At 61.1% G+C, this 26,014-nt stretch carries 31 protein-coding genes, 1 tRNA gene and 1 pseudogene; 17 read left to right on the top strand and 16 right to left on the bottom strand.

Features of this window, described 5'->3' with window-relative positions; translation table 11 throughout:
* Positions 1-97: 97 nt before the first annotated feature.
* The gene (locus tag YWU_RS15755) at positions 98-694 is read left to right on the top strand and encodes a helix-turn-helix domain-containing protein (protein ID WP_034647401.1); all 597 of its coding nucleotides are present in this window, start codon (positions 98-100) and stop codon (positions 692-694) included.
* The gene (locus YWU_RS0107345) at positions 678-1,802 is read left to right on the top strand and encodes a tyrosine-type recombinase/integrase (protein WP_034647400.1); all 1,125 of its coding nucleotides are present in this window, start codon (positions 678-680) and stop codon (positions 1,800-1,802) included. Before YWU_RS15755 ends, YWU_RS0107345 begins: the two co-directional genes overlap by 17 nt.
* Before the next feature lie 84 nt (positions 1,803-1,886).
* On the opposite strand, the gene YWU_RS0107340 is transcribed toward YWU_RS0107345, so the two are convergent.
* From YWU_RS0107340 to YWU_RS0107320, 5 genes are all read right to left on the bottom strand, one after another.
* Positions 1,887-1,959: transfer RNA gene (locus YWU_RS0107340), tRNA-Ala, on the bottom strand.
* 71 nt (positions 1,960-2,030) lie between these two features.
* Positions 2,031-3,359: a divisome protein SepX/GlpR gene (gene sepX / locus YWU_RS17540; RefSeq protein ID WP_027019963.1), complete on the bottom strand. Its 1,329-nt coding sequence runs from the start codon at positions 3,357-3,359 to the stop codon at positions 2,031-2,033.
* A 358-nt stretch (positions 3,360-3,717) separates the two neighbouring features.
* Positions 3,718-4,323 (bottom strand): GNAT family N-acetyltransferase, encoded by a 606-nt coding sequence (locus YWU_RS15745; protein WP_169718890.1) that lies wholly within the window; start codon positions 4,321-4,323, stop codon positions 3,718-3,720.
* Positions 4,324-4,367: 44 nt separating this feature from the next.
* Positions 4,368-5,639 carry a molybdotransferase-like divisome protein Glp gene (glp, locus tag YWU_RS0107325; RefSeq protein WP_027019962.1) on the bottom strand — a complete coding sequence of 424 codons (1,272 nt, stop codon included), beginning with the start codon at positions 5,637-5,639 and terminating at the stop codon, positions 4,368-4,370.
* A gap of 39 nt (positions 5,640-5,678) precedes the next feature.
* Positions 5,679-6,635, bottom strand: a complete 957-nt coding sequence (locus tag YWU_RS0107320) for a UTP--glucose-1-phosphate uridylyltransferase (RefSeq protein ID WP_027019961.1) — start codon at positions 6,633-6,635, stop codon at positions 5,679-5,681.
* 70 nt (positions 6,636-6,705) lie between these two features.
* Here YWU_RS0107320 and YWU_RS15740 point away from each other — a divergent pair, with 70 nt between their 5' ends.
* From YWU_RS15740 to mscL, 3 genes are all read left to right on the top strand, one after another.
* Positions 6,706-7,293, top strand: coding sequence for a 5-formyltetrahydrofolate cyclo-ligase (locus YWU_RS15740; RefSeq protein WP_034647398.1), 588 nt, complete (start codon positions 6,706-6,708; stop codon positions 7,291-7,293).
* A gap of 37 nt (positions 7,294-7,330) precedes the next feature.
* Positions 7,331-7,957 (top strand): SAF domain-containing protein, encoded by a 627-nt coding sequence (locus YWU_RS15735; protein ID WP_156892756.1) that lies wholly within the window; start codon positions 7,331-7,333, stop codon positions 7,955-7,957.
* Between the two features lie 121 nt (positions 7,958-8,078).
* Positions 8,079-8,588 (top strand): large-conductance mechanosensitive channel protein MscL, encoded by a 510-nt coding sequence (mscL, locus tag YWU_RS15730; protein WP_051260151.1) that lies wholly within the window; start codon positions 8,079-8,081, stop codon positions 8,586-8,588.
* Between the two features lie 213 nt (positions 8,589-8,801).
* Here mscL and YWU_RS0107300 read toward each other — a convergent pair whose 3' ends face one another.
* The 7 genes from YWU_RS0107300 to YWU_RS0107270 all read right to left on the bottom strand — a co-directional run bounded on the left by YWU_RS0107300 (position 8,802) and on the right by YWU_RS0107270 (position 14,062).
* Entirely contained in the window at positions 8,802-9,386 is a 585-nt protein-coding gene (locus tag YWU_RS0107300; protein WP_084141932.1) for a MogA/MoaB family molybdenum cofactor biosynthesis protein, read from the bottom strand.
* A gap of 91 nt (positions 9,387-9,477) precedes the next feature.
* A complete protein-coding gene (locus YWU_RS15725; RefSeq protein ID WP_240484079.1) occupies positions 9,478-10,695 on the bottom strand; it encodes a S1C family serine protease in 1,218 nt (405 codons plus the stop codon).
* Positions 10,696-10,805: 110 nt separating this feature from the next.
* Entirely contained in the window at positions 10,806-12,200 is a 1,395-nt protein-coding gene (locus YWU_RS15720) for a sensor histidine kinase (RefSeq protein ID WP_051260160.1), read from the bottom strand.
* Between the two features lie 101 nt (positions 12,201-12,301).
* On the bottom strand, positions 12,302-12,994 hold the full coding sequence (locus YWU_RS0107285; RefSeq protein WP_027019959.1) for a response regulator transcription factor: 693 nt from the start codon (positions 12,992-12,994) through the stop codon (positions 12,302-12,304).
* Positions 12,995-13,165: 171 nt separating this feature from the next.
* A complete protein-coding gene (locus tag YWU_RS15715) occupies positions 13,166-13,507 on the bottom strand; it encodes a DUF3887 domain-containing protein (RefSeq protein ID WP_051260149.1) in 342 nt (113 codons plus the stop codon).
* Positions 13,508-13,600: 93 nt separating this feature from the next.
* On the bottom strand, positions 13,601-13,774 hold the full coding sequence (gene rpmF / locus YWU_RS0107275; protein WP_027019958.1) for a 50S ribosomal protein L32: 174 nt from the start codon (positions 13,772-13,774) through the stop codon (positions 13,601-13,603).
* An 18-nt stretch (positions 13,775-13,792) separates the two neighbouring features.
* Positions 13,793-14,062 carry a type B 50S ribosomal protein L31 gene (locus tag YWU_RS0107270; protein ID WP_027019957.1) on the bottom strand — a complete coding sequence of 90 codons (270 nt, stop codon included), beginning with the start codon at positions 14,060-14,062 and terminating at the stop codon, positions 13,793-13,795.
* A 443-nt stretch (positions 14,063-14,505) separates the two neighbouring features.
* Between YWU_RS0107270 and YWU_RS17880 the strand changes: the two are divergent.
* The 7 genes and pseudogenes from YWU_RS17880 to YWU_RS0107240 form a co-directional block, all read left to right on the top strand.
* A pseudogene (locus YWU_RS17880) lies at positions 14,506-14,655 on the top strand (LuxR C-terminal-related transcriptional regulator); the annotation flags it as partial.
* 161 nt (positions 14,656-14,816) lie between these two features.
* Positions 14,817-15,053 (top strand): 50S ribosomal protein L28, encoded by a 237-nt coding sequence (rpmB, locus tag YWU_RS0107265; protein WP_027019956.1) that lies wholly within the window; start codon positions 14,817-14,819, stop codon positions 15,051-15,053.
* Entirely contained in the window at positions 15,054-15,218 is a 165-nt protein-coding gene (gene rpmG / locus YWU_RS0107260) for a 50S ribosomal protein L33 (protein ID WP_027019955.1), read from the top strand.
* Positions 15,219-15,221: 3 nt separating this feature from the next.
* Positions 15,222-15,527, top strand: a complete 306-nt coding sequence (rpsN, locus tag YWU_RS0107255) for a 30S ribosomal protein S14 (RefSeq protein ID WP_027019954.1) — start codon at positions 15,222-15,224, stop codon at positions 15,525-15,527.
* 11 nt (positions 15,528-15,538) lie between these two features.
* Positions 15,539-15,790, top strand: a complete 252-nt coding sequence (gene rpsR, locus YWU_RS0107250; RefSeq protein ID WP_027019953.1) for a 30S ribosomal protein S18 — start codon at positions 15,539-15,541, stop codon at positions 15,788-15,790.
* Between the two features lie 196 nt (positions 15,791-15,986).
* A complete protein-coding gene (locus YWU_RS0107245) occupies positions 15,987-16,922 on the top strand; it encodes an AEC family transporter (RefSeq protein WP_051260148.1) in 936 nt (311 codons plus the stop codon).
* Positions 16,923-16,963: 41 nt separating this feature from the next.
* Positions 16,964-17,689 carry a TIGR03089 family protein gene (locus YWU_RS0107240; protein WP_027019951.1) on the top strand — a complete coding sequence of 242 codons (726 nt, stop codon included), beginning with the start codon at positions 16,964-16,966 and terminating at the stop codon, positions 17,687-17,689.
* A gap of 4 nt (positions 17,690-17,693) precedes the next feature.
* On the opposite strand, the gene YWU_RS17535 is transcribed toward YWU_RS0107240, so the two are convergent.
* The 4 genes from YWU_RS17535 to YWU_RS17530 form a co-directional block, all read right to left on the bottom strand.
* Positions 17,694-18,488 carry a hypothetical protein gene (locus YWU_RS17535; RefSeq protein ID WP_027019950.1) on the bottom strand — a complete coding sequence of 265 codons (795 nt, stop codon included), beginning with the start codon at positions 18,486-18,488 and terminating at the stop codon, positions 17,694-17,696.
* Positions 18,489-18,543: 55 nt separating this feature from the next.
* The gene (locus YWU_RS15705) at positions 18,544-19,263 is read right to left on the bottom strand and encodes an ATP-binding cassette domain-containing protein (protein ID WP_034647397.1); all 720 of its coding nucleotides are present in this window, start codon (positions 19,261-19,263) and stop codon (positions 18,544-18,546) included.
* Between the two features lie 136 nt (positions 19,264-19,399).
* Entirely contained in the window at positions 19,400-20,098 is a 699-nt protein-coding gene (locus YWU_RS0107225) for a response regulator transcription factor (protein WP_027019949.1), read from the bottom strand.
* 13 nt (positions 20,099-20,111) lie between these two features.
* Positions 20,112-21,296, bottom strand: coding sequence for a sensor histidine kinase (locus YWU_RS17530; RefSeq protein WP_051260147.1), 1,185 nt, complete (start codon positions 21,294-21,296; stop codon positions 20,112-20,114).
* An 87-nt stretch (positions 21,297-21,383) separates the two neighbouring features.
* Here YWU_RS17530 and YWU_RS0107215 point away from each other — a divergent pair, with 87 nt between their 5' ends.
* The 5 genes from YWU_RS0107215 to YWU_RS0107195 all read left to right on the top strand — a co-directional run bounded on the left by YWU_RS0107215 (position 21,384) and on the right by YWU_RS0107195 (position 25,938).
* The gene (locus YWU_RS0107215; RefSeq protein WP_027019948.1) at positions 21,384-22,445 is read left to right on the top strand and encodes an ABC transporter ATP-binding protein; all 1,062 of its coding nucleotides are present in this window, start codon (positions 21,384-21,386) and stop codon (positions 22,443-22,445) included.
* Positions 22,446-22,534: 89 nt separating this feature from the next.
* Entirely contained in the window at positions 22,535-23,788 is a 1,254-nt protein-coding gene (locus tag YWU_RS0107210; RefSeq protein WP_027019947.1) for an ABC transporter substrate-binding protein, read from the top strand.
* Positions 23,789-23,858: 70 nt separating this feature from the next.
* Positions 23,859-24,899: a carbohydrate ABC transporter permease gene (locus YWU_RS15695; protein WP_084141928.1), complete on the top strand. Its 1,041-nt coding sequence runs from the start codon at positions 23,859-23,861 to the stop codon at positions 24,897-24,899.
* Complete coding sequence (locus YWU_RS0107200; RefSeq protein ID WP_027019946.1) at positions 24,896-25,738, top strand: carbohydrate ABC transporter permease; 843 nt, start codon at positions 24,896-24,898, stop codon at positions 25,736-25,738. Before YWU_RS15695 ends, YWU_RS0107200 begins: the two co-directional genes overlap by 4 nt.
* A complete protein-coding gene (locus YWU_RS0107195; protein WP_027019945.1) occupies positions 25,735-25,938 on the top strand; it encodes a hypothetical protein in 204 nt (67 codons plus the stop codon). Before YWU_RS0107200 ends, YWU_RS0107195 begins: the two co-directional genes overlap by 4 nt.
* Positions 25,939-26,014 lie beyond the last annotated feature (76 nt).

The following is a 26,014-nucleotide window of genomic DNA, read 5'->3' as shown; positions in this document are numbered from 1 at the left end:
TAGCAACGTTGACAGCAAACGGCAACCCATAACAGACAATTGTCGATAGAGGTTAGCAAAGGTGCACGTCGGAGCACATTAAGGAACACTGGCGAATATGGACAACCAAGGGTTTACGACTGACATCAGGGCTCAGTTCCTCCGGCGCATGCGCATATCCCGTGAAGCGACAGGCATGAAACAGTCAGATGTCGTCAGTCACCTGAAGAAGTACGGCATCGAGATGGGGCCATCTACCTTCGCCAAGATCGAGCGCGGTGAGAGGAAGATCGACTTTGCAGAGGCACTTGCCATCGCACAAGTTCTCGGGATTCCCATTTCAGATATGACCCCAAAAATCATTGACCCAGCCCAGCAGCTGACCCGTGAAGCATCAAGGGTCTTCATGACCGCTCAAGATGCGCAGTCGACTTTGTTCGAGGGCATCATGAAGGTTGAATCCATCTGCCGGGGCCTAGATAAGCTGAAGTCTGTCTATGCAGCGAATGGCGACCATGTTGCAGACGCTGAAGACAGGTGGATGCTCGAAGAGTTGACCGACTCGAAAGTTCGAGACGCGGCCCTCCAGTGGTCCAAAGACCTTTACAAGGTTTTCGACCAGCTAGAGGAACTGAAAAATCTCGATTCTCTGCATCACCTGAAGAAGTCCAGCCCTGATTTATTCACCACTGATCCCGATGGCTCCGAATCGTAATCCGGGGGCTGCCAGGGTCCTGGACCGGTGGAAGAAGGCTGACGGCACCCCGTCGAAGCGTGACGGTATCGGCTTGCGATGGTTCGTCCGATGGAACGACACCGACGGCGTAGAGCGAGAGAAGAGCTTCCGGACCAAAGCGCTTGCTATCAAGTTTCGGGAAGAGGTCACCGCGCAGCTCGCCCGTGGTGAGTACGTCTCCCCTGAGCACGGGAAGACCACCGTGAAGGCGGTCTACGACCAGTGGGAGCCGACCCGTGTCCGAGTCAGCGAGAAGACGAAGAAGGATTACAAGTCCTCCTGGTCCAAGAATGTCGAACCGGTATGGGGGAACAAGCACGTCGGAAAGATCCGAAAACCCGATGTCGCCGCGTGGGTGGCGGATCTCGTTGAAGAGGGCAAGAAGGCGGCGACGATTGAGAAAGCGCTCGGAGTGCTCCGTCAGATCCTCGGGTACGCCGTCGACGCCGGGTACATCCGCTCCAACCCATGTGTCGGCGTGACTGCCCCGCGACGTGCCCAGCAGCCCCGTCATTACCTGACCGTGAAGCAGGTTGAGGCCCTGGCGTCGAAGGTCGAGCACGGCGGCGATGTAATCCGACTCCTTGCGTTCACCGGGCTGCGGTGGACGGAGATGGCGTCCCTGAAGGTGCGTGACGTCGAGCAGGGTCGTAGGCGGCTGTTGGTGGGCACTGAGCGGCACACAAAGACCTATAAGACACGCTCAGTCCCCTACCCCGCATATCTGGATGACGCGATCGAGAAGGCCACCGTCGACCGCAGATCGACCGAGTTCTTGTTCACCTCAATCGAGGGGAAATACCTCGACGGAGACAACTATCGGAAACGATATTTCGAGGACGCGCTGAAGGCCGTGAAATTCGATGCAGAAGAGGCCGGCACCGAGTTTCCCACGGTGACGCTGCACGATCTAAGACATACGGCTGCTTCTTTGGCGATCCGCTCGGGGGCGAACGTTAAGGCAGTCCAGGCGATGCTCGGACACAAGAAGGCCTCAATGACCCTGGACGTATACGCGGATCTGTTCCCCGATGACCTGGACGCCGTGGGGGTGGCGATGGACGCTCTAATTCAGGCGGACAAGTAGCCGTGCGGGATCAGTGCGGGATGAAATGACTCAGGGCCACTCCCCGACTTCCCGGAAAGCGGCCCTGACCTCGATCTTTAAGAGTGGAGCTAAGGGGAATCGAACCCCCGACCTTCTCGATGCGAACGAGACGCGCTACCAACTGCGCTATAGCCCCTCGGCACTTTTCCGATCATACGCCCGTGCTCTGGAAGGGTAAAAACCGGGCGATGAGCAGGAAAAGTGGATTTAGCCAACCGCGCGACGATCGAGTTCGTACTCGTCGTCGTAGACGGCGTAACCCAGGTCCGCGAACTCCGGATCCTCGTCGTCGAGTTCGACGACGATGGCACCGGGGCGACGCAGACGATCCGGGAGTGACTCATCGAAGTCGGAGGTCTTCACGCCGAGGCGTCGCCTCTTGAGCATCTGAATCCGCTTCGCACGCAGTTCACGCTCGACGACCACGGTACGGCGCAGCGTCAGCAGGTAACCGACCAGCGCGGAGACAGCAGCCACTGGTGCGAGCCAGACCCAGCCACCAAGCCAGATCGCCAAAGCAACGGCGACAACAGCCACAGCGGAGAGAACACGGACCCAACGGCGACGGCGAGCGAAACGAATACCCGTGTACTGGGCGTCGAGCTCCGGGTCATATCCGCCACGACCGCGGTGGGTGGCGGCGTACTCGAAATCGTCGTCGTCCATCTCAGTGCTCATTGATGTGCCCTCTGCTCCATTATCTGCAGCGACATCAGAAGTATCTGCTGCCTGTTCGGCGTAGATCTCGTCTGGATCCATACCTGCGGCGTAGAGGATCTCGAACTCTTCAACTTCGAGGTCGTCCTCGTCCAGATCGAAGACATCACCGAGCTGCTCAGTGAGTTCCTCCAGCTCGACGGTCGTCATGTTCGTGAGGTCAACGACATCCTCACTGAACTTCTCCCGGAGCTTGCCGATGGTCGTCCGCGAATCAGGCTCGACAGTCAGGGTCGAGCCGTAGCCGGCGGCGAAGACCGCTTCATCGTCGTGAAGTGAGTCCTCTCCGCTAGCAGAACGGATCGACACGACGTCCGCGCTTACTGCGGACTCAGACGAGCCAGTGCGGTCGATGATCTGTGTCAGATCACGTCCGCCGCCATCCGCGATGACGCGAGGGTTATCCGCCGACGCCTCGGGAATATCGGTCTCGTCTAGGTCGAACTCATCAACGAACTCGCCGTCAACGGCAGCGCCCTCTTCGAGTTCGAGAAGGAGCTCACCGTCAATGACGCCATCGAGGTGATTTACGGGAGCATCATCGATCAAGACGTCTTCGTCGACGCCGTCGGGCTCAAGTTCCGCCTGGACGGTTTCCACCGACAGGTCAGCGTCGATGTCCGCATGGCGGCGCACATCATCAGCGGTGAAACGTGGCCGGGGCCGCGCTTTGACACGCTGACCGCCAGAATGCAGAAGCCTTGTACGTCCGAGGGCTTCGGACGTTCGGCGGATGGGTTCTCTGTTTCGCACCACCAGTGGAGCGAGCACGAATGCCCACACCACGATGAGGAGCACGAAGAGAAGCGAACTAGGCATGCCGGATTCTCCTCCTGTTTTACGTACGAACCAGGTCCTTCCCCGACCTGACTACCTGCCATCACACTACTTGTGAATCCTGTTTGGTGGCGCACGGCACGCCGGTCCTTTAGCTCACATCCCTTGTCTGCGCAGCTCAAGTACCCTAAATACGGGTAACCCGAAGTTAATTTTTCACCCGTATTGCGTGCAACTGCGGTTCACATTGATGTTGAAGTTACGAAAGGTGCGATCGCGCCTCAAGTAGTTGATGTGACAGCTGGCCACTTGGCGGATCACAGTAACCACCATTGACCCACTCAGATGACAGGACGATAAACTGCGTTCACTAAAAATCGAATATGAGATACCATTATTCTCAATGATTTTCGATACCGGGTAGTTCTTCTCCACGCAGGATTGAGAGATGTCCACTTCGATCCAAATGAGCCACCGTCGGAGACGGCGGATCAGCCGCCAGACGCGCGACTAGGATGTGGTCTCGCCACCGGCCGTCGATGTTGAATAACGACCGCGCTACCCCTTCTTCCTGGAATCCACATCGCGCCAAGATCGCCCGGGAGGCCACGTTCTCCTCCAGAACCGTGGCCTCAATCCGATGAATGCCCATCGCCCGTGCGTAATCGACGGCCAGCGCTACCGCCGCCGTCCCCACTCCCCCACCTGCGTATTCCGACGAGACCCAGTAGCCGATCCAACAGGTGGAGGACGGGAACCCTCGGACCCCACCGAGGGTCAGCTCCCCGGCGAATCTGCCGTTGACTTCGATGACCGCCACTACAGCAGTGTGCTCCGCCTCCATCTTGCGGGCGGTCGACAACAACTTCCGATAGCGCCGCTTTGTGTTCGCCACCTCCCACGGATCGGAGATGGTCGGCTCTACCTTTTCCAGTGCGTCCCGATCGCGCAGGCGGGCGATGCTCCAGGCGGGGGCGTCGGAACGCTTCCCTGGGCGAAGCCTCACGACGCCCGCACCTACCTTCACCCGTTCGGTGCGCATGGTCTCAGTCAGCCGAGTCTGGACAGGAACAGGACGTCGACGGAGTCACCCGCACGGACCCCGGGAGAATCTTCGTCGATCACGATGAGGCAGTTGGCCTCAGACAATCCGGCGAGCAAATGGGTCTGCCGTCCGTCACTGCCGCTCAATGGCTGGACCAGGTAGTCGCGGGTCTCACGGTCACGCATCAGCCGGGCGCGAATATATCCACGACGGCCCTCAACGGAATCGAGGTTGGACATACACCTGGCGCTGACGGTGCGGCGCCGTGCATTTCTCTTGCCGAGGGCAATGCGAATCAGCGGACGGACCATCACCTCGAAGGCGACCAGCGCACCGATCGGGTTGCCGGTAAGCAGGAATGTAGGAACGCGGTCCTCGCCCAGGAAGCCGAAGCCCTGAACCGAACCTGGATGCATAGCTATGCGGTTGTACTCGATGGTCCCGAGCTCCTCGAGGACTTGTCGGAACTCCTGGCCTGCGTCGCCACCAACGGCGCCGGCGATGATGAGGACCTCGGAGCGACGCAACTGCTCTTTGAGCAAGTCTCGAATGTGCGCCGGCTCGCCTACAGTGATGCCGACACGAGTCACATCCGCACCGGCATCGCGGGCGGCCGCAGCAAGGGAATACGAGTTCACGTCATAGACCTGGCCCTGCTTCGGCGCGCCACCGAGATCAATGAGTTCCTGCCCGATCGACATCACCGACACCCGCGGGCGCGGATGCACCAGAACCTTGGCGCGACCCACCGACGCCAGCAAGCCGATCTGTGCCGGGGAGATGACCTGCCCAGCGGAGACCACGATGTCTCCGACCTGCACATCATCGCCTGGCCTGCGCACGAAATCACCTGAGGACACCGACCGGCTGACCGTGATCCGCGATCCGGCACGCTCAGTCCAGTCCAACGGCAGCACTGCGTCGGCCAATGTCGGCAAAGGCGCCCCGGTGTAAACCCGAACTGCCTGATTGGGCTGGAGCTTCAGCGGTTGAGCTGAGCCTGCAGGGACCTCACCGACGACAGGCAGTTCCACGGCACCGCGACGGGGCTCTTCCTCATCCCGCTGATCGCCACGCCTGGCGAAATCACCGTTGATGTCAACGGCGCGGACGGCGTAACCGTCGATGGCAGCCTGCGAGAACGCTGGCATCTGAATTTCGGACACGACATCTTCGGCACTCATTAAACCAAGCGCCGAGGAAATGTCGAGCCTCACCGGATCCGGCATCGCAGCCGCGGCGGTCACAGCAGAAAGCTGCTCCTCCACCGATCGCATCAAGCTTCCTCTCTCACGGACATTGAGCCCGGCAATGTCCTAGTGCTCGGGAATGACTGATTCGTCGGATTCCTTGATCCGAGCCTCGATGTAGCGACGCAGACCGGGGCCGTACTCATCATCACGCAGACCGAAGTCGATGCAGGCGCGGATGAAGCCGCCGGGGTTACCCAGGTCGTGGCGGAAGCCCTGGTGCACAACGATGTGGACTGGGTGACCTTCGCTGATCAGCAGCTCAATTGCGTCCGTGAGCTGGTACTCGCCACCCTTACCGCGGGGGATACGACGCAGCGCATCAAAGATCTTGCGGTCCAGCAGGTATCGGCCAATCGCCGCGAAGTTGGACGGAGCGTCCTCCGGGTCTGGCTTTTCCACCATTCCAAGGACACCGCGGGTGTCGTCCCACCCTTCCGGCAGCTGCTCAGACTCATCGAGAGTGAATACGCCGTAGCTGGAGACCTCTTCGCGCGGCAGCTCAATCGCACAGAGCACCGAGCCGCCGAATTCCTCACGGACCTGAATCATGCGCTCTAGGACACCCATGGGCATAACCATGTCGTCCGGAAGCAAAACTGCAACCGCATCTTCGTCGCCGCCGAGCAGCGGCTCAGCAACAAGCACCGCGTGGCCAAGGCCCAGCGGCTTTTCCTGAATCACGGACTCCACGTCAATAACCTCGACTGCACGGTTCACCTTGTCGGCGATAGAGTGCTTGCCGCGCTCACGCAGGGTCTCCTCCAGGTCCGGGCGTGCCTTGAAGTGATTGAGCACGCCATCCTTGTGGGGCGCGGTGACCACGGCTAGGCGCTCGGCGCCTGCAGCATGCGCCTCCTCCGCGATGAGCTCGATGCCCGGGGTATCAACGACGGGCAACAACTCCTTCGGCACGGTCTTCGTAGCCGGCAGGAATCGAGTTCCCATGCCGGCCGCGGGCACGATTGCCGTGCGGATCGCGTTGCGGGTGGGCTGGTCCGTGGAAGTTGTCGAGGAAGACATAGTGAAACTCTACCCTGTCGTCACATCAGTCACAGGAAGGTAACACTCGTGTCGAAGCTAGGCTTCTGACATGAAAGCCACCCTCCGCGCGCACGTGCTTGAGCGCCGACGTCAGTTGACCGTCGACGAGCGTTCGCTTTACGACGTTTCCCTCTCCCACCACCTCCACACCCTCCTCACGGACCTTGCCCGAGAGTCTGATTCGCTAACCGTGGCGGCACACGTGCCGATCGGCACAGAGCCCGGCGCGACTGTGGATTTCGTGGACGACATTTCTGCAATTGCCGACACGGTGTTGCTCCCGGTCTGTCCACCGGGCCTTCCCGCTCCGCTGTTATGGGGCACTTACAACGGTGCGCTAAGGACCGGGCGCTTCGGACTCGCAGAGCCAGCGGGAGAGACTCGACCACCTACTGCCTTGGCCGATGCGGACGTCGTGTTGCTCCCTGCGTTGGCCGCAGACGTCACCGGAATGCGCCTGGGCCGCGGCGCTGGCTATTACGACCGGAGCCTTCAGCACGCAACTGGCCTGCTGGTTGTGGTCGTGCACAGCGGCGAGGTGGTCGAGTCAGTGCCGTTCGACGACCACGACCGTCCAGCCGACATGATCGTCACCGCAGACGGAATTCTCACCGCCGGAGGAAATTCGGGAACCTGAGCCCCTGTCCGTCACGTCTAACTGAGTGAAGGGGCAGGTGGACGAAGGGGGAACAACGGTGGATATGTCGATGGTGACTGGGCCGGGTCCGCGTGCTCGGCAGCTACGTCGCAGAATCCTTGCCGGGGTGCTGCTGGCAGTGGCGGCGGGGGCATTGGTCGTTGATGCGATCGGACCTAGTCGAGGAATGACGCAAGTCGTCGTGGCATCGCGGTCTTTCGACGCCGGGACAGTGCTGGAGGACTCCGATGTAACCATTCGGGAGTTTCCGACGGAGTCTGTACCCGAGGGCGTGGTCGACCGAGAGGCCGCCACTGGCCGGTACGTAGCAGGACCGGTCGCAGCCGGGGAGATTCTCACCGAGCAGCGCCTGGCCGGTGGCCGGCTGGCGGAGCTCCTCACCGCAGACCCAGAGGCTGACGTCGTGGCGGTCACGCCACAGGACTCCGGATTGACCCCGATGCTCCGCACGGGCGACCGGGTGGACGTCCTCACTGCCGGTGAAGAACCCGGCTCCGTGCTGGCGATCGCACGGGGCGCCCGGGTGATCTCAACACCCACCGACGGGCGGCTCCTCCTAGCGACTGATCCCGACTCCGCAGCGGCAATAGCCGCCGCCGGGCTGGGACCTGGGCTGACGGTAATTCTGTCTCACAACGGTTGAATGTCTGCGGATTCCATCACTTTTTCACTATTGCCTGTAACAAAGGTCAGCGTCTGGCGACTATAACGGTGTTCATACCCCTCCCGATAACTACACCCTCCATTCGACGTTAGGACACTCCATGTTCAAGGGTTTCAGAGACTTCATCATGCGCGGCAACGTTATCGACCTCGCGGTCGGTGTCGTGATCGGTGCGGCTTTCACCTCCATCGTGAGCTCGTTTACCGACCAGCTGATCCAGCCACTGATCAACGCCGCCGGCTCGATCGGCAACGTTGACCAGGCGACCGCCGGACTGGGCTTCTACATCATCCCGGGAACCGAAGGAACCTACCTGAACTTCGGCGCCGTGATCACCGCAGCGATCAACTTCCTGCTGGTCGCCGCTGTCGTCTACTTCGTCATCGTGCTGCCGATGAACAAGCTCAACTCCTTGCGTGAGACCAAGGAGGAGCAGGGCGAGGCAGAGGTGGTCACCGAGACCGCACTGCTCACCGAGATCCGCGACTTGCTGGCGCAGTCGGCAGAGGGCGCTCCGGAAGGCCGCCACGCCTTTCCGTCGGATGACTCAACGGCGATCACTGCCAAGGACATCTCCCCTGATTCGGTAAAGGATACCGACCAGAAGTAGGCCCGTTCCGAGCGCCACCTCAGCCCCAGTGCGGTGGCTTCTCTCGGTCCCAGAACTCGCGGTCGAAAGTCCCGTCCCCTGCACCGGGACGCACGGATTCGCTATCGGCCCCGTGATTACCCCCGGTTACCGCGGTAGAGGAGGCCACCTCCCTTTCGGTGCGCCGGGACTTTTTCAGGTCCCCGTACTCCACCCGGCGCCGTGGCCTCCGCGTCACTGCACGCTCCAGCGACCCAGATCATCGCAGAGGTGCTTCACCATCGGCAGGACCGTGGCCATTCCATCCCGGATGGCTGAACGAGAGTCCGCCAGGTTCACAATCACGGTCTGACCAGACACACCGGCCATTCCTCGAGACAGCCCGGCCTCAAAGGATCCCACGGCTAGACCTGACGAACGCACTGCTTCCTCAAGGCCCGTGACACGCATGTCCATGACCTCACCGGTGGCTTCAGGCACCTGATCTCGTGGCGCCACGCTGACACCACCAACAGTGATCACCAGATCAGCACCACCGACGACGGCAGTCTCCAAAGTCTTACGGACGCTATCGACGTCCGGCGCAGCGGTAACAATGGCGTCGACGCCGAAGCCCTCTTCGTCGAGAAGCTCCGCCATCAATGTTCCGGTGCGGTCGTCCCCGAGCACCCGGTCCCCCACGAGCACTACAAGTGCCCGCCGCTTGAGGAGCTCGTCCTCAAGGAGACCTTCTACCTCAGCCAAAGAACCTTCATCAGGTTCAAAACCCTCGACTAAGCCGTCCTCGATGTGAATGTCCTGCTCAGTACCGTTAAACACGGGAACCTCCGTCAAAATGATTTTTGTGATGAAGTAGCCTGTTCAGCATTCAACAGTTCTCCACCCGACACAACCCCTGATATTTGCGTGACTATTCACGCGCGGCTTCCAAAGTGACGGGAACCTCACGCTGCTCACCGTTCTCGGTGTTTTCGACCGTCAGGGTGAGGGTGTCCCCAACCTGCTGGGATCGGATAGCTGCGATCAATGTCAGACCAGAATCAATGCGGCGACCGTCCACTTCAGTGATCAGATCCCCGGGCTGAAGTCCAGCGCCGGCAGCAGCACCACCGGGGAAGACCTCTCCGACCAAAGCCCCGTTGACTGAGCGAGTATCAATCTGTGCGTTAATTGCGGGCATTTGCACCGACTGCGTGTCGATGAGTTCTTCGGCGATCCTGCGGGCCTGATTCACCGGTATGGCGAAGCCGAGACCAATACTTCCGGCCTGGCCAGCGGCATCCGTGTTGGACGCAATTACCGAAGGAACACCGACGAGGTTGCCTTCCATGTCGACGAGAGCACCACCGGAGTTACCCGGGTTAATCGCTGCATCAGTCTGGATTGCGTCGATCACTGAGGCCTCACCGTCCTGGCCCATCGCGGTGACCGGGCGATTCTTGGCAGAGACGATGCCGGAGGTGACAGTCGATGACAGACCCAACGGTGAACCGACGGCAATGACGTCCTGTCCGACCTGGACCGAATCGGAGTTGCCGAGGGTGATCGGCTGCAGATTACTCACGCCCTCGATCTGAATCACTGCAATGTCCGACTGAGCGTGGCCGGCGATGTAGGTGGCTTCGTGGACAGAGCCGTCGTACAGCAAGACCGTCATCTGAGAGCCTTGAGCGTTTGCGTTGGCAACGACGTGCTCGTTCGTCAGCACCTTGCCATCAGAGGACAGAATCGAGCCTGAACCCGACTCGGTGCCAGCAGGGGTACTGACCTCAATGGAGACAACGCTCGGCAACACTGCCTGAGCGACCTCCTCCACCGAGCCTTCTGGGGCCGGTTCACTACGGTCCTGGCCCGGCCGCTCTAGGGAGTTGCCCTGGCTAACGTTCGTCGGCGCAGCCTGATCGCCATTGCTAGCGACGAAACCGCCTGCCACGCCACCTACAGCCGCAGACCCGATCATCAGAGCGGCAATGGCCAATGCGCCGAGGCCACGGCTCTTCTTCGGTTCTGCGGGAGAAGCCTGCTGCGGCGGGGGCGGAGCCTGCACGTAATTCGGGTCGGTGAACCCGGGGGCGGGGTTCCCCTGCGTCGACCAGTCGCCACCATTTCCACTTCCGCTCTGTGTCATGGATGCCAGCATGCACCCCGCCCCTGGCAGTTCGCTGAGAACTTCCCGGAAGTTTAAGCAGAGCGTCACAGCATGAGCTCCCGACTCGGTTTTCACCGAGGTCGGAGGCGCTATTCCTCCACCGAGACCGACACAGTCAACTGTTCATCGGACGAATTCGGCGATCCGGGCAGGCACACCCGCATGAGGGCACCTCCGTCTGCCGACTCCTCCACGTTGATGGTGCCGCCATGGCGAGCAATGACCTGGTGCACGATCGCCAGGCCGAGGCCGGAGCCGGGCATAGAGCGAGACGACAACGATCGATAGAACCGCTCGAAGACCTTCTCCCGGTCCTCCTCAGGAATACCGGGGCCGGAGTCGGCAACCGTGAACTCCACGAGGTTGTCCGACACCGGAGCCAACCGGACCCGAACAGTGCCGTCTGCAGGCGACCACTTCGCGGCGTTGTCCATCAGGTTCAGCACAGCGCGGCCAAGCGACGCAGGATCACCGAAGATGTACCAGTCGACCGATTCCACGTCGAAGGTCACATCTGGGCGACGTCGCTCAACTCTGCTGAGAGAGTTGTCCAGCACGTCCCGCAGGTCAACTTGCTCGATGACCTGCTGGGAGCCATCTTCCCTAGCCAAGTCGACGAGGTCGCCCACCAAAGTAGACATCTCCTCAATCTGAGCCAGGACGTCAGACTCCAGTGCGTCGCGGTCTTCCTTCGGGATCGGAACGGCACCCGGGCGACTGGCCATCATCAGCAGCTCCACGTTGGTGCGCAACGAGGTCAGCGGGGTCTTAAGTTCGTGGCCAGCGTCAGCGACGAGCTCCGACTGTCGCTGACGGGAGGCCTGGAGGGCCTCGAGCATCTCGTTGAAGCTTCGGGTGAGCATCGCCAGCTCATCGTCACCACGGACCGGGATTGGCCGCAGCTCATCCGTCAACGCGATGCGTTCAGAGGCGCGGCGAAGCGCCGCGACAGGTCTCAGACCTGCCGTCGCGACAGTGATGCCGGCACCCAATGCGAAGAAGATTCCGAGCATCGAGATACCCAGCAGCACAGATCCCAAGGACCTCAACAGAGAGTCAGTGGAATTCATGTCCTGGGCGAGAATCATCGTGCCACCGTTGGAGTCATTCAAGGCATAGATACGTTTGTTCGTCGCCTCGTCCGTACGCAAAGACTCGACCCGATTGCCACGAATCACCGCGAGTTCCGGTCCTCCGAGGGTGATGACCCCGCCGTTGCCGGCCATGTTCTGGTTCGGACCGAAGAACATCGCATCGAGATCCGGGTTGAGGATCTTCAGTGCTTCAGGGGTGACCGCCGGCTCGAGAGCGAACTCAGAGCTGTACGGAGAGTTGAGGAGCTGCGTGGCCTGGCGCTGGAGATTCTCATCGACCTGGTAATACAGCGAGGCACGCACCGCGAGGAACGCTGCGCCAGTCATCAGTGTCATCGCCGCAGCGACGATGCCCGCAGTCAGCAGCGTCAACCGCCATCGCAGAGTCATCCGGCCGCTGCCGAACACACCCCGTGCGACCTGCTCCTCGGGGTCCTTCTTGTCAGGCTTCTTCTCCGCCGGTCGCGGAGCGGAAGCCCCACGGCGGAGTATCACGGAGCGCTCTCCCGCAGGACGTAACCGACGCCTCGGACGGTATGGATCAGACGAGTTTCACCCTCAGCTTCGGTCTTGCGGCGCAGGTAACCGATGTAGACCTCTAGGGCGTTTCCGGATGTCGGGAAGTCGTAGCCCCAGACGTCCTCGAGGATCGCGCTACGAGTGAGCACGCGGCGCGGGTTGCTCATCAGCAGCTCCAACAGGGCGAACTCGGTGCGGGTCAGCGAAATGTTCCGAGATCCACGGAAGACCTCACGAGTGTCCGGATCAAGGCTGAGGTCTTCGAAGGTCAGAACTGCAGACTCGGCGTTCGTGGAGGGATCCAGGGCTGCACGTCGTAACAAGGAGCGCACGCGGGCGAGCAGCTCCTCCAGAGCGAAAGGCTTCGGCAGGTAATCGTCCGCACCTGCATCCAGTCCCGAGACACGCTCCGAGACGCTGTTCCTCGCGGTCAGCATCAGCACGGGAATGTCATCGCCACGCGAACGCAGCTCGCGGCATACGTCGAGCCCGTCCATCTTCGGCATCATGACGTCAAGGACGACAAGATCCGGACGGTCGGCGGAGATCTGATCCAGCGCCTTCTCTCCGTCTTCCGCCATCGTCACCGTGTATCCGTTGAAGGACAGCGAACGACGCAAGGAGTCACGTACCGCTTGGTCATCATCGACTACGAGGATTTTCATACTTACATAGTGCATCCACTCTATGAGTGTCCGCTGAGAATCCACCCGCAACTGCGTAAAGGGGGGCGGTTTACCGCCCTCAATCAGTGTCGATTCGCGTCCGATGGGCGCGGTGGAGGTGTCGATCAGGACGTCGGGAAGCGCTGGAGGAGTTCCCGGGCTCGGGTCACACTACTGCTGCGCGCGCAGCTGCGCCGCCGCATCCGGGGCGAGGAAGTAGAGGCCACCGATCGTCTCATCGGCGCGGAACGCCAGCCGTGCGACGAAGTCTTCCTTCTCGAAGTGCATCAGGGTGTCAGTCACCGTGACGTCATCAACCTGGAGAGCCTCTGGGCTCTCAGTGGACTCGAGCTCGCCTCCATGCTCGAGAACCTGGGCCCAGACGCCGGCGAGAGTATCGGCGTCGAGGCCTTCCTTCATCTGGTCGTCGAAGCGGGTGGTGACCGCGGACCAGTTGCCGGCGATCAGGTCCGCCAGCACGTCACGGGTCATATCAACTGCGTTGGGCAACATGTCAATCCTGTTCGTCGGGAAATCACTCGGAACTACTCTAGAGCATGCAAAAACCCCGGCTCCTCAAAGAGGAACCGGGGCTCGAGCCAAGATTTAGTACTGGTTGATGTCAACCAGGCCCAGGCGTGCGGCCTTGACCAGGCGACGCGGGATCTTGACGGTCTGGCCGTCGATCTTGACTTCCTGGAGGGCGACGTTGTCAGCCTTCCACTGTGAACGGCGAGCGCGGGTGTTAGCCCGCGACATGCGGCGCTTCGGAACTGCCATGGTTCTTTCCCTCCTCTATTAGTCGGTCTTCTGACCGCGACGAACGCGGTTGCCGTAACGGCGCTGGAACTTCTCGACACGGCCGGCGGTGTCCATGACACGCTGTGCGCCGGTCCAGAACGGGTGCGACTCAGAGGTCACGTCGACGACGATGAGCGGGTACTCGTTGCCGTCTTCCCACTCAACGGTGCGAGCCGAGGTGGCGGTGGAGCGGGTGAGGAACTGGGTTCCGGTGCCCGCATCCTGGAAGACCACCGGGTGGTAGTCGGGGTGGATGTCCTTCTTCATTACTCTCGATTCCCTCAGGATTGAACTTCAGGTCGATACCCCACCGAGCATGCTCAACGGGACCGTGCCTGAGTTGGGTTCGTTTATGAGTTTGCACCGCCAGCGGACCGACGATGAACCTTCAATACTGTACACGTGATATGCCGAATCCTAAAAACGGCCGAATGAGCGTCGACCTGCAACGCCCCGCAACCACAGCAGGGAGATACCTTCTCACTAGAGCGCGCTAGAAGCTTCGAGCTCTACCTGCGTCCGACCGCTCCGTCATCTTCTCTCCAATGAGAACTGAAGAGACTGGAGCCTCAAGCTCCCATTAATTGGCGACAACCCCAAGTTGCTGACAGGTCAGAGGCACTGCGGAATTAGCCGCCCCAGAACATCTCAACAATGAGGGGCCAAATCAGCGTTCCCCGCACGTCCCAAACCATCATGGACGGCTCGAGAACAACCGTGAGATCGCGGACCAGCTGTACCTAACGGAGGGCACCGTGAAGAACCACGTCAGTGCACTTCTACGCAAAATGGGAGCTCGAGATCGGACCGTCCTGGCGCTCCGCCTGTCGGACTCCTTACCTTCGCGGAGTCCAGATTAGAAATTCACGCCCTGTCCATGTAGGCTTTCCCCTTGCTGTTGTCGTAATGAATCGTAATCGTCCGACCAGCCCATTTTCTGCGCCCCGAGACCTCTGGACAAGGCTTCGGCGCGGCGCACACCGGGCACCTTGGTAGGGCGACAGAAAGTAAAGGAAGGCCTATGTCGGCATTTTGCCAGGTCACGGGACGGAAGCCGAGCTTCGGCAAGTCCGTTTCCCACTCCCACCGGCGCACCTCGCGCCGTTGGAACCCGAACATCCAGCGCAAGACGTACTACCTCGCATCCGAGGGTCGTAACATCACGTTGAACGTGTCCCCCAAGGGCATGAAGACCATCGACAAGAACGGCATCGAGGCTGTTGTGGCCCAGATCCGTGCACGTGGGGAGAAGATCTAAATGGCACGTAATGACATTCGTCCCATCATCAAGCTGAAGTCCACTGCGGGCACCGGCTACACCTACGTGACGCGTAAGAACAAGCGGAACAACCCGGATCGCATCACTCTAATGAAGTTCGATCCGATCGCCCGCAAGCACGTCGAATTCCGCGAGGAGCGCTAAGTTATGGCCAAGAAGTCGAAGATCGCCAAGAACGAGCAGCGCAAGGAGATCGTCGCCCGCTACGCGGAGCGTCGTCAGGAGCTCAAGCGCATCATCAAGTCCACCGACTCCACGGACGAGCAGCGCGCAGAGGCTCAGTACGAGCTGAACCGTCAGCCGCGCGACGCTTCCCCGGTCCGCGTTCGCAACCGCGACGCAGCCGATGGTCGCCCCCGCGGTTACCTCCGCAAGTTCGGCCTGTCCCGTGTCCGCGTCCGTGAGATGGCCCACCGTGGCGAGCTCCCGGGTGTCCGTAAGTCCAGCTGGTAAGGGAGACACCAATGAAGCGCAACAACTCCAACAAGAAGGCACGGCTCGAGCAGTCCCGTCGCCCGAAGAAGAACCCGCTCAAGGCCGCTGGCGTTGAGACCGTGGACTACAAGGACATCAACCTCCTTCGTCAGTTCATCTCCGACCGGGGCAAGATCCGCTCCCGTCGCGTCACGGGCCTGACCCCGCAGCAGCAGCGTCAGGTTGCTGTCGCGGTCAAGAACGCCCGCGAGATGGCTCTCCTGCCGTTCACCAGCCGCTAAATCGGCCCTGAACAACGGCTGCTTTCGCGCTGGGATGCGCACGATCGTGCGATAACAGCGTCCACGGACCCGCCTCCACCGAATTTCGGTGTCGTAGGCGGGTTCGTTCTTTTATTTCCTATTCCGGTTGGCCGGACGCGGTAACTCCGCATGGCCGCCTGCTCAGATAAGAGCCTCAGATCAGGAGGGCCTGCCAGTGAACGATCTCGGGAGCATTCTCTCCGGGTTCGGATCCGTAGCTGTCGTCATCGCGATTGGTTGGCTCCTCGGCCGCAGTGGTGTGCTCGGGGACAAAGGTGGCCCCGCACTCAATCTGGTCGTCTACTGGGTCGCAATGCCGGCCCTTCTGATTCACACCCTCGCGACGATGGATACTGGCAGCGCAATGGGCGTGACATTCGTCGTCGCGGCCGCCTCTGCACTATTCACCGCGTGTGTTTACTCCATCATTGCCCGCTGGACGTTGAGGCAGCGCGGGCCCGATCTTGTCGTCGGCGGTATGAGTGCCAGCTACAACAACGTGGCGAACCTCGGTATCCCGATTGCGGCGGCGGTCCTCGGCGATGCCACCGCTGTGGTGCCCTCACTGGTTTTCCAGATCGCGTTCTACGCTCCGCTGTGTCTGACACTGCTGGACTTCCTCACCACCTCCGGCAAGGTGAATTTCCTGCACACCGTGTCGATTCCATTGAAGAATCCGGTGTTCATCGGTGCGATGCTCGGCCTGCTGGTCTATTACATCCCCTATGACATGCCGCAGGTCGTCGCGGACCCAGTGAGCCTGCTGGGACAGGCTGCTCCGCCGATGGCGCTGCTGGCATTTGGCATCAGCCTGTACGGGGCGCCACTTCTGCGTAAGGGAGTCTCTCCCCGGCGAGCAGTGGCTCTATCGAGCGGGTTGAAGTTGATCCTGCACCCGCTGGCAGCATGGGCGATTGCGCATTTCATCTTTGGATTCGAGGGATATGCGTTGTTCGCAGTAACTGTCGTCGCGGCATTGCCGACGGCGCAGAACGTGTTCACCTTCGCCTCACGGTTCGGCCGGGGCACGGTCCAGGCGCGTGATTCCGGAGTTGTCACCACCATGATGTGTCTGCCGGTGATCATCACTATCGCGGTGCTACTCGGATAACTTTCCGTCCGGGTATCCCGCTTTTCCGTAATCTGGCGGCTGTGGAACTCCTGAAACGACTTCTCTCCTCCGACGGATCTGTGCCGCGTCTTACCGCCTACGATGAGACGACCGGCGGCAGGACCGACTTGACCGCGGTAACGCTCGACAACTGGGCGTCGAAGATCGCGAACATGCTTCACGACGAGTTCGATCTCGACGCCGGCGACACCGCTTGGATCGACCTGCCCGAGATCTGGCAGGCCGCGTGCCTCGTTCTCGGCGCGGAGCGGGCGGGTGTGGAGCTTTCTCCGGCAGACCCAATGGTGGTTTTCACGACCTCCGCGAAGCTGTCCGACTGGGAGGATGCTTTCCCTGAGGCGTACCTCGCGGTAGTGACGGACGATGTGTTCGGTCGGGGCGTCGTGGAAACCGGCGGCAGTATCCCTCCCGGAGTCATCGACTTCGGGCCGGAAGTGCGCATGTACCCGGATGCATACCTGGGCTCCGGTGCGGGACCAGAACAGCCATTGATCGACGGCCGTTCAGCCGCCGATCTGACTACCCATGCGGCGCAGCTCGCTGCCGAAGGCGAATTCGCCGACGCTCAGAGGATTGTCACCAACGGCTGGGGCACCTCGCTGTCCGCTGAAGGCTGGATGGAAACTGTGCTGGCTCCGTGGACAGTTGGAGGCGCCACGGTGATCGTTCGAGGAGCGACTCCGGAACGAATGGCGCAGATCGCCGAAATCGAAAAGGCCTCTGTTGTGCAGAGGCCTTCCGACTAATCAGTTACCGCACGTCCCTGCGGGTGGCGGTGACGATTCCCACCGCCGCGATGACCGCAGTCCAAGTGCCCAGCACGATCCAAGCCTGTGCGTTGCTGACACCCAGGTCCATGAATCCGAGCAACTGACGGCCGGAGGTCCACGGCAGGAACCGCTCGATGTTGTTCATGAAGTCACCGAACGGGAGCATTGGGAGAATTCCCTCGATGAGCGCGATCCACACCAGCGGCGCCGCCACGGCAGCCGCCGTAACGGGGATCAGCATGCCGATGCCGGAACCGATCGCGGTCCAGGCCACAGCCAGTGCGATGACAACTCCGACGGTCTGTGCGGCGTCGACGATCTCCACTCCCCCGGTGGCGAAAATAATCCAAGCGACCGCGGTGCCGACCGCGAGCATTGCCAGCGAGAACGCGAGCTGTGCCAGGAACCTGGCGGCGTAGCCGGTCCACCGACCCTGTCGGGTGAGGTACCCATAGGCGATGTTCCTGCCTGAGATGGCTCCGGCGGAGTCAGCAGCCGCGAAAATGATCGCGACAAATAGGAAGAAGTCGATCCCTACAAAGAGCGTGCCGCTCTCCACTCCGCTGAGATAGGTCTGCAAGACAATCGGACCGAAAATCGCCCCGGTCAGCAGGATTGCGTAGATGTACGTCGAGCGCAGGCCCGCCAGCCGAGTGAATTCTCCAGCGAGGGCATGTCCCAGGTTCGGTACCCGAAATCCGGTAGTGGTCTGTGTGTCGATGGTCGCGTTGGGGGATATGTCGGTGGAGGCGGCGGGGACTGATGCGGTAGCCATGGTCTGTTCCTTCTGCGGTGTCATGCTGTGGTGGTGGTCGGTATGGGGTGTCGGATCAGGCGACGGCGTTGTATTCGGTGTGCGTGCTCGCAACCGCCCAGTACGCCTCTTCGAGGTTCGGGTGCCCCTCCATCAGGTCGGCTTTGTCCCACTCCCCGACTAGTCGGCCCTTGCCGATGATGACCAGTCGATCAGCCATCATTTCCATCTCGGCGAGCAGGTGTGAGGACACCAGGACAGCGCGTCCCTCGTCTGCCAGTCGGCGGATCATTTCTCGGATCCATCGGATGCCATCGGGGTCGAGGCCATTGACCGGCTCGTCGAGCACCAAGTGGCTCGGATCGCCGAGCAGTGCAGTGGCAAGGCCCAACCGCTGCTTCATGCCGAGGGAAAAGCCTCCGAGCCTTTGCTTCCCGACGTCTCCAAGCCCCACAATCTCCAAGCACTCATCCGCACGCGCCGTGGAGACTGCTGAGCCTCGCGCAATGCTGCGCAGATGGGTCCGGGCAGAGAGTTTCGGGTTCATCCAGGTGGCGTCGAGCATGGCGCCGACCTGACGCGCGGGGGTGCGGTAGGACGTGAACGGCCTGCCGTTGACCAGTGCAGTGCCGGAGGTCGGCCGGTCGAGGCCGAGCATGCAGCGCATGGTGGTGGATTTGCCGGAGCCGTTGGGTCCGAGGAAGCCGGTGACCGCGCCGTCCGGGACGGTGAAGGACACATTGTCGATGACCGACTTCTTGCCGTAGTTCTTGGTGAGATCAGTGACGATGAACATGATTCCATCGTCGTGCCCGCGGCCTTCGGAAACATCGGCCTACGGGATGGTCTCTGTGACTCTTCTTCGTGCGCGGAGTCATACCCCGGTCGGTACTGATCTCATACCGCGGTATGAGAGGCAGCAGGTGGGATGTTTAGCGCGCGTCGCGAAGCTGCTGCAAGGAGACCCTGCCGGTGCTGAAGGCGAACAACACCAAATGCACGCGGTCGCGGACTCCGGTTTTCGACAGCAGACTACTGACGTGGCTTTTCACGGTAGGCATGGAAATGAAGAGCTCCTCGGCGATCTCCGGGTTGCTCAGACCGAGCGTGATGAACCTCAGGACCTCTTCTTCGCGTTGGGTCAGCTGTTCTACCAAGTCGTCGGCAACCTCAACAAGGTCCGCCTCGCGCTTGCCGAGCATTGGCCGAACTGCAGCGAGTAGCCGTGCCGCGGATCTGGCAGAGAGCGCAGAGTCTCCCGCCGCGACGTCTCGGATGGCCGCCAGCAGCTCTTCGGGTGCGACGTCCTTGAGCAGGAACCCTGAGGCACCGGCAGCGATCGCTCGGGTGACGTACTCATCGGCATCGAAGGTGGTCAGCACCAGCACCCGGATACCATCAGCCCGCCCTTCCACGATCTGCGTAGTCGCCTGTATCCCATCGAGCACTGGCATCCGAATATCCATGAGGATCACGTCCACCGGGTCTGACTCCGCCAACTGCACAGCGGCGGCACCGTCATCGGCTTGCCAGACGATCTCCATATCGTCCTGGGAACCAATGACCATGGCGAAGCCGGCCCGGACCAGCTGCTGGTCGTCTGCGATTCCGACGCGGATCGGGGTGTTCATTGTGGCTTCTCTCCTACTTGACCGGAATCCAGGCGGTGACGGTGAATCCGTCGGTGTCGTCCACGTCGAGAGATCCTCCGTGCAGGGACACCCTCTCCCGCATCCCGACGATTCCACGTCCGGCACCCTCAACATTGCCCGACACTCCCGGGGCATTGTGCACTGTGATTTTCAGAGCACGCTTCGTCCAGGTCAGAGACACAAAAACATCGACTCTGCCTGCGTGTTTCAGCGCGTTGGTCAGGGATTCTTGGACGATCCGGTACACCGTTAATTGGGAGATCGCGTCCAAGTCCCTCCGATCTCCCTCCTCGGTAAACGTGACCGTCAATCCGGCGCTTTCTGAGTCTCGAACCAACTGTGGGACCGCGTCCAGTCCTGGGATGGGAGTGGTGTCGGGGTGGGTGGAGGCGTCGGGAAGCGAATCGTTATCCCGCAGCACCGACAAGAGCTCGCGCAGCTGCGCGAGTGACGACCTGGAGGTCGCGGCGATCGTTTCGAGCGCCTCGGTGGCCTTAGCCGGATCTTTCGCCGCGATATAACGACCACCATCGGCCTGGGCGATGACGGCGGTGAGCGAATGCGCGATGATGTCATGCATTTCGCGGGCGATCCGGGTCCGCTCGGAGATCGCCGCCAACTCAGCCTTTGCGTGCAACGACTCCATCTCCTGATCCCGACGCCTGCGGGAGGCGCCCACCATCCAAAAGAACCCCAGCATCAACAGCGACACCACAAGAACATTCGCGGAGAGGATGAGATCCGTGCGCAGCAGCTCCTCGGAACGGAAGAACACAGCGATCGCCACCCCCGTCACTGCGGCGAGCCACGCCGGACGACGCCACTTCGGCGGGGCGTATCGACCCAAGTGGAGCATCGTCCAGCAGGTCACCACGATCGCGGTGTAACCAGTCATGAATGTGATGAGATTGACCAACAACAACGCGGGGAGGATCACCGTCATCGGACGGGGAAACACTCCGGTAAGAGCCAAGGCAAGCCCGGCGATCACACACCACACAGTCAGCCAGAGCTGCATAAACAGTCCTTCGTACTGGCTGCCCAACGCGATGTCATAGGCCAAGTCCAAGTTGCGTGCCATGAGCAGCACTAAAAAGGCTAAGGCGGCGCTGCCAAGCACAGACCGGACAGCGGCACCACCGGTGAGCGCCGGGCGCCAAAAATCCGGAAGGGTCATGATTCCAGGGTATCGGGGTGGATTCAGGTGGTCGTCATACCAGGGTATGAGGGTTGTAGCGAACAGCCTTTGCTAGTTTGAACAACTATGGCGACCGTCACTTTTGAGCATGTGCAGCTCACGTATCCCGGCGCGGACGCGCCGACCGTCAAGGACCTGAACCTGGACATCGCGGACGGTGAGTTCCTGGTGTTGGTCGGGCCCTCCGGCTGTGGCAAGTCCACGACCTTGCGGATCCTCGCAGGATTGGAGCCCGTCACTGACGGTCATGTGCTTATCGACGGCCAGGATGTGACCGGCATCGACCCCAAAGACCGCGACGTGGCGATGGTGTTCCAGAACTACGCGCTCTACCCACACATGACGGTGCGGGAGAACATGGCATTCGGCCTGAGCCTGGCGAAGAAACCCAAGGCAGAAATCGCCGAGCGGGTGGATACGGCCGCAAAGATGCTTGGGCTCGATGAATACCTCGACCGCAAGCCGAAGGATCTCTCCGGTGGTCAGCGACAGCGTGTGGCAATGGGGCGGGCAATCGTGCGCGAACCGCGTGTCTTCCTCATGGATGAGCCGCTGTCGAACCTGGATGCGAAACTGCGCGTGCAGACCCGTACTCAGGTCGCCGCGCTGCAGCGCGAACTGGGCGTGACCACGGTGTACGTCACGCACGACCAGGTCGAAGCGATGACGATGGGAGATAGGGTCGCGGTCCTCGATTCGGGTGTCCTGCAGCAGGTGGCTCCGCCGAAGGAGCTCTACCAGCGTCCGGCGAACATCTTCGTTGCCGGTTTCATCGGTTCTCCCTCCATGAACTTGCTGAAGGTCACCGCGGAGAACGGCAAAATTGCGTTCGGGGCGCAGACGCTGGACACCGGTTCGACGGTCCACGGACCAGTCGTCGCCGGCATTCGCCCCGAGGACACAACTCTCGGCTCCGGCGGACTGGACGGCACCGTGGTGCTGGTGGAGGAGCTCGGAGCGGACTCGTACGTCTACGCCCGAGTCAACGGCGCCCCCGCTGATGCTGATCCCGTCATCGCTCGAGTAGGTAGCGCGGATGTCCCCGCTGTCGGAGACCCGGTGTCGCTGGTCGCAGGTGAGCGAATCGTCCACCTCTTCGATGTGGCTTCTGGCACCCGAATCAACTAAATCTCAGGTCCCCCCTTTCATCCACACAGCAAACACTTAGTATGTATGAAGTACCCCGCAACCGGGGGCAAACCGAAAGGAAGTTCACGATGGTCTCCAAGCGTAAGGCGCTCGTCGCCAGCCTCGCCGCCACCGGTCTAGTCCTCGCCGCCTGCTCGAACGACGGTGATAACTCAGCCAACCCCGCTGCCTCCGAGGGCACCGACTCCCGCGGTCCCATCACTTTCGCGATGGGCAACAACGACATCGCGATCATGCAGGACATTGCTGAACGCTGGAACGCCGAGCACCCGGACGAGCAGGTCACCGTCCACGAGCTCGCCGGTGAAGCAGACGCTCAGCGTGAGTCCCTCATCCAGTCGCTGCAGGCCGGCTCCGGCGACTTTGACGTCATGGCGCTGGACCTTCCGTGGACTGCAGAGTTTGCCGCTGCCGGTTACCTCGCCCCCATCCAGGGCGACCTAGACGTGGATGTCAGCGGCCTGCTGGAGCCGTCCGTGGACTCCGCTACGTACAACGACACGCTGTACGCGGTGCCGCAGAACACCAACGGTCAGCTCCTGTACGTCAACAACTCGATGATTCCGGAGATGCCCTCCAACTGGGATGAGCTCGTAGCAGCCTGTGACGAGATCCCCGAGGGCGAAGGCTGCCTGACCGTCCAGCTCAGCCAGTACGAAGGCCTGACCATTAACACCCTGGACTTCATCTACGCCTGGGGCGGTGAGGTCGTGAACTCGGAGAACGAGGTCGTGGTCGACTCCGACGAGTCCCGCGAGGGTCTGCAGGCTCTGGTCGATGCTTACGAGAACGGTGTCATCACCTCCGCTTCCACCGGCGCCACCGAGGAGGAGACCATGCAGGCCTTCTCCAACGAGCAGTCCGCGATGGCCATCAACTGGCCGTACATGTACGAGGCATCCAACGGCACCGATGTCGAGGGCAACTTCGACGTCTCTCCGCTGGTCGGCCCGGACGGAATCGGTGTCTCCACCCTGGGTGGATACAACAACGGCATCAACGCCTACTCCGAGAACAAGGCCACCGCGCGTGACTTCGTCGAGTACGTCATCGGCGAGGAGTCGCAGAAGCTCATGGCCGAGCAGTCCTTCCCGCCGGTGCTGTCCTCCATCTACGACGATGAGTCGCTGATCGAGGACTACCCGTTCCTCCCGGCTCTGAAGGAGTCCCTGGAGAACGCACAGCCGCGCCCGGTTTCCCCGTACTACGCCGCGATGTCCAAGGCCATCCAGGACAACGCCTACGCAGCAATCAACGGCACCAAGTCCGTTGACGACGCGATCACCGACATGCAGTCCGCTCTCGAGCAGGCCGGTCGCTAACTAGCGATCGTGTCAGTCCCCGCTCCGGATCTTCCGGCGGCGGGGTCTTTACTTCCATGAGGAGAATGTCATGAAGTCCAGGTTCCGGCCGCTGCTGTTGGTCGGCCCAGCATTGGCGGTGCTCGCGGTTGTCATCGGCTACCCGATCTTCCGAGCGATCTTCCTGTCCTTCCAGGCCGATCGGCACATCGACCCGGACTCGGGCATGTTCGTCGAGGGTGGTTTCGCTGGACTTCAGCACTACATGTACTGGATCAACCAGCGATGCATGCTCGGTGACGGCACGATCGGCGCCTGCGCCCCAGGAACTCTGGCGACGGACTTCTGGCCCGCGGTCGGTGTGACCCTGTTCTTCACGGTGGTCACCGTCTCCCTCGAGACGGTCCTTGGCCTTGCGATGGCTTTGGTCATGGCGAAGACATTCTTCGGCCGTGGCATGCTCCGTGCCGCCGTGCTGATTCCGTGGGCTATCCCCACCGCTGTTACCGCGAAGCTATGGCAGTTCATCTTCGCCGATTATGGCATTGCAAACTCGCTGCTCTCCCCGTTCCGGGATTCTCCGATTCACTGGACCACGGACCCGTGGGCCGCTCGATTCGCGGTCATCATCGCGGATGTGTGGAAGACAGCGCCGTTCATGGCGCTGCTTATTCTGGCGGGTCTGCAGATGATCCCGAAGGATGTCCAGGAGGCCGCTCGCGTAGACGGCGCGAATGCCTGGCAGCGATTCATCCGAATCACGTTGCCACTGGTCAAGCCCGCTCTGATGGTCGCGGTCCTCTTCCGCACCCTGGACGCGCTGCGCATGTATGACCTCCCGGTCATCATGATCTCCTCGTCCTCCAACTCCCCCACCGCGACGATCTCGCAGCTGGTCGTGGAGGACATGCGTCAGGGCAACTTCAATTCCGCGTCGGCCCTGTCCACGCTGATATTTCTGCTCATCTTTGCGGTCGCGTACATCATGATTAAGTTCCTCGGCGCTGACGTGTCGGGCACTACGCGGATCAAAAAGAAAAAGAAAAAGGATTCGCTTCCCGTCGACCCCCTCCCCACACCACCCGACCCCACAGACGACCTACTAACTCTCGATAAGGGGGCCGTGCGATGACCACCGGAAAGCGCATCCGCCAGTGGGCGGGAAATTACCTCGCGGTGATCCTCATCTTGGTGTGGGGGCTGGCACCGTTCTATTGGATGACTGTCACGGCCTTCCGAGCCAGTTCCAACACGTTCGACACCACTCCGTGGTTCACCCACGTGACGTTGCAGAACTTCCAAGATGCCCTGGCTACTGACCGTGGCAATAACTTCCTCGCCGCTATCGGTAACTCACTGATCATCGGCGCGGCTACGACCCTGACGGCACTGGCTGTCGGTGTCTTCACTGCCTACGCCTTGGCTCGTCTGGACTTCCCGGGCAAGGGGTTCGTCACCGGCATCATCCTGGCGGCCTCCATGTTCCCTGGCATCGCCCTGGTGACTCCGCTATTCCAGCTTTTCAGCGACATCGGCTGGATCGGCACCTACCAAGCGCTGATCATCCCGAACATCAGCTTCGTGCTGCCGCTGACGGTCTACACGCTTACCTCGTTCTTCAGGGATCTTCCGTGGGAGCTGGAGGAGGCCGCCCGAGTCGACGGTGCTACCCGTGGCCAGGCTTTCCGCAAGGTCATCCTGCCGCTGGCCACGCCGGCTCTCTTCACCTCAGCGATCCTGGCATTCGTCGCAACATGGAATGAGTTCATGCTTTCCAACCAGCTCTCCAACACTCGCACTGAGCCGGTCACTGTCGCCATCGCCCGCTTCACCGGGCCAAGCGCCTTTGAGTACCCCTATGCGGCAACCATGGCTGCCGGCACTCTAGTGACGATTCCCCTGGTCATCATGGTCCTGATCTTCCAGAAGTGGATCGTCTCCGGTCTGACCGCAGGTGGTGTGAAGTCGTGACCGACCACGTCGACCCGAAGGTCCGTCGGATGCGGATCGAGGCGATCGGTGGATTCTTGGTGTTCTGGACTGTCATCGTGGCAGTCTTCGCCATCTGGCGAATCGCCACTGGTGAGCCATCCGTCGGCGCAAGCATAATCTTGCTGGCCTTCGTCATGGCTGACTGGTGGGTCTACAAGAAGTGGCGCGCCGTCACCTGACCGCCTCACTGAACCTGTGCCTTTAATCCCCATCCCAGCACTGCACCCTCTTTTCGTTTTCGCCGAAGATCACAGA

The sequence above is a fragment of the Corynebacterium sputi DSM 45148 genome, from assembly GCF_000427865.1.
GTDB lineage: Bacteria > Actinomycetota > Actinomycetes > Mycobacteriales > Mycobacteriaceae > Corynebacterium > Corynebacterium sputi.
Note: the sequence above shows the minus strand (reverse complement) of the source record. Positions and strands in the feature narration are given on the sequence as shown.

Coding starts and splice junctions, on each gene's coding strand:
- rpsR (WP_027019953.1), top strand. CDS start 15,539: ATGAAGCGCAACAACTCCAACAAGAAGGCACGGCTCGAGCAGTCCCGT.
- YWU_RS0107215 (WP_027019948.1), top strand. CDS start 21,384: ATGGCGACCGTCACTTTTGAGCATGTGCAGCTCACGTATCCCGGCGCG.
- rpsN (WP_027019954.1), top strand. CDS start 15,222: ATGGCCAAGAAGTCGAAGATCGCCAAGAACGAGCAGCGCAAGGAGATC.
- mscL (WP_051260151.1), top strand. CDS start 8,079: ATGTTCAAGGGTTTCAGAGACTTCATCATGCGCGGCAACGTTATCGAC.
- sepX (WP_027019963.1), bottom strand. CDS start 3,359: ATGCCTAGTTCGCTTCTCTTCGTGCTCCTCATCGTGGTGTGGGCATTC.
- YWU_RS15695 (WP_084141928.1), top strand. CDS start 23,859: ATGAAGTCCAGGTTCCGGCCGCTGCTGTTGGTCGGCCCAGCATTGGCG.
- YWU_RS15715 (WP_051260149.1), bottom strand. CDS start 13,507: ATGTTGCCCAACGCAGTTGATATGACCCGTGACGTGCTGGCGGACCTG.
- YWU_RS0107270 (WP_027019957.1), bottom strand. CDS start 14,062: ATGAAGAAGGACATCCACCCCGACTACCACCCGGTGGTCTTCCAGGAT.
- rpmG (WP_027019955.1), top strand. CDS start 15,054: ATGGCACGTAATGACATTCGTCCCATCATCAAGCTGAAGTCCACTGCG.
- YWU_RS15720 (WP_051260160.1), bottom strand. CDS start 12,200: ATGACTCTGCGATGGCGGTTGACGCTGCTGACTGCGGGCATCGTCGCT.
- YWU_RS0107320 (WP_027019961.1), bottom strand. CDS start 6,635: ATGTCTTCCTCGACAACTTCCACGGACCAGCCCACCCGCAACGCGATC.
- YWU_RS15725 (WP_240484079.1), bottom strand. CDS start 10,695: ATGACACAGAGCGGAAGTGGAAATGGTGGCGACTGGTCGACGCAGGGG.
- YWU_RS0107210 (WP_027019947.1), top strand. CDS start 22,535: ATGGTCTCCAAGCGTAAGGCGCTCGTCGCCAGCCTCGCCGCCACCGGT.
- rpmF (WP_027019958.1), bottom strand. CDS start 13,774: ATGGCAGTTCCGAAGCGCCGCATGTCGCGGGCTAACACCCGCGCTCGC.
- glp (WP_027019962.1), bottom strand. CDS start 5,639: ATGCGATCGGTGGAGGAGCAGCTTTCTGCTGTGACCGCCGCGGCTGCG.
- YWU_RS15705 (WP_034647397.1), bottom strand. CDS start 19,263: ATGTTCATCGTCACTGATCTCACCAAGAACTACGGCAAGAAGTCGGTC.
- YWU_RS17535 (WP_027019950.1), bottom strand. CDS start 18,488: ATGGCTACCGCATCAGTCCCCGCCGCCTCCACCGACATATCCCCCAAC.
- rpmB (WP_027019956.1), top strand. CDS start 14,817: ATGTCGGCATTTTGCCAGGTCACGGGACGGAAGCCGAGCTTCGGCAAG.
- YWU_RS15755 (WP_034647401.1), top strand. CDS start 98: ATGGACAACCAAGGGTTTACGACTGACATCAGGGCTCAGTTCCTCCGG.
- YWU_RS17530 (WP_051260147.1), bottom strand. CDS start 21,296: ATGACCCTTCCGGATTTTTGGCGCCCGGCGCTCACCGGTGGTGCCGCT.
- YWU_RS15740 (WP_034647398.1), top strand. CDS start 6,706: ATGAAAGCCACCCTCCGCGCGCACGTGCTTGAGCGCCGACGTCAGTTG.
- YWU_RS0107345 (WP_034647400.1), top strand. CDS start 678: ATGGCTCCGAATCGTAATCCGGGGGCTGCCAGGGTCCTGGACCGGTGG.
- YWU_RS0107200 (WP_027019946.1), top strand. CDS start 24,896: ATGACCACCGGAAAGCGCATCCGCCAGTGGGCGGGAAATTACCTCGCG.
- YWU_RS0107285 (WP_027019959.1), bottom strand. CDS start 12,994: ATGAAAATCCTCGTAGTCGATGATGACCAAGCGGTACGTGACTCCTTG.
- YWU_RS0107225 (WP_027019949.1), bottom strand. CDS start 20,098: ATGAACACCCCGATCCGCGTCGGAATCGCAGACGACCAGCAGCTGGTC.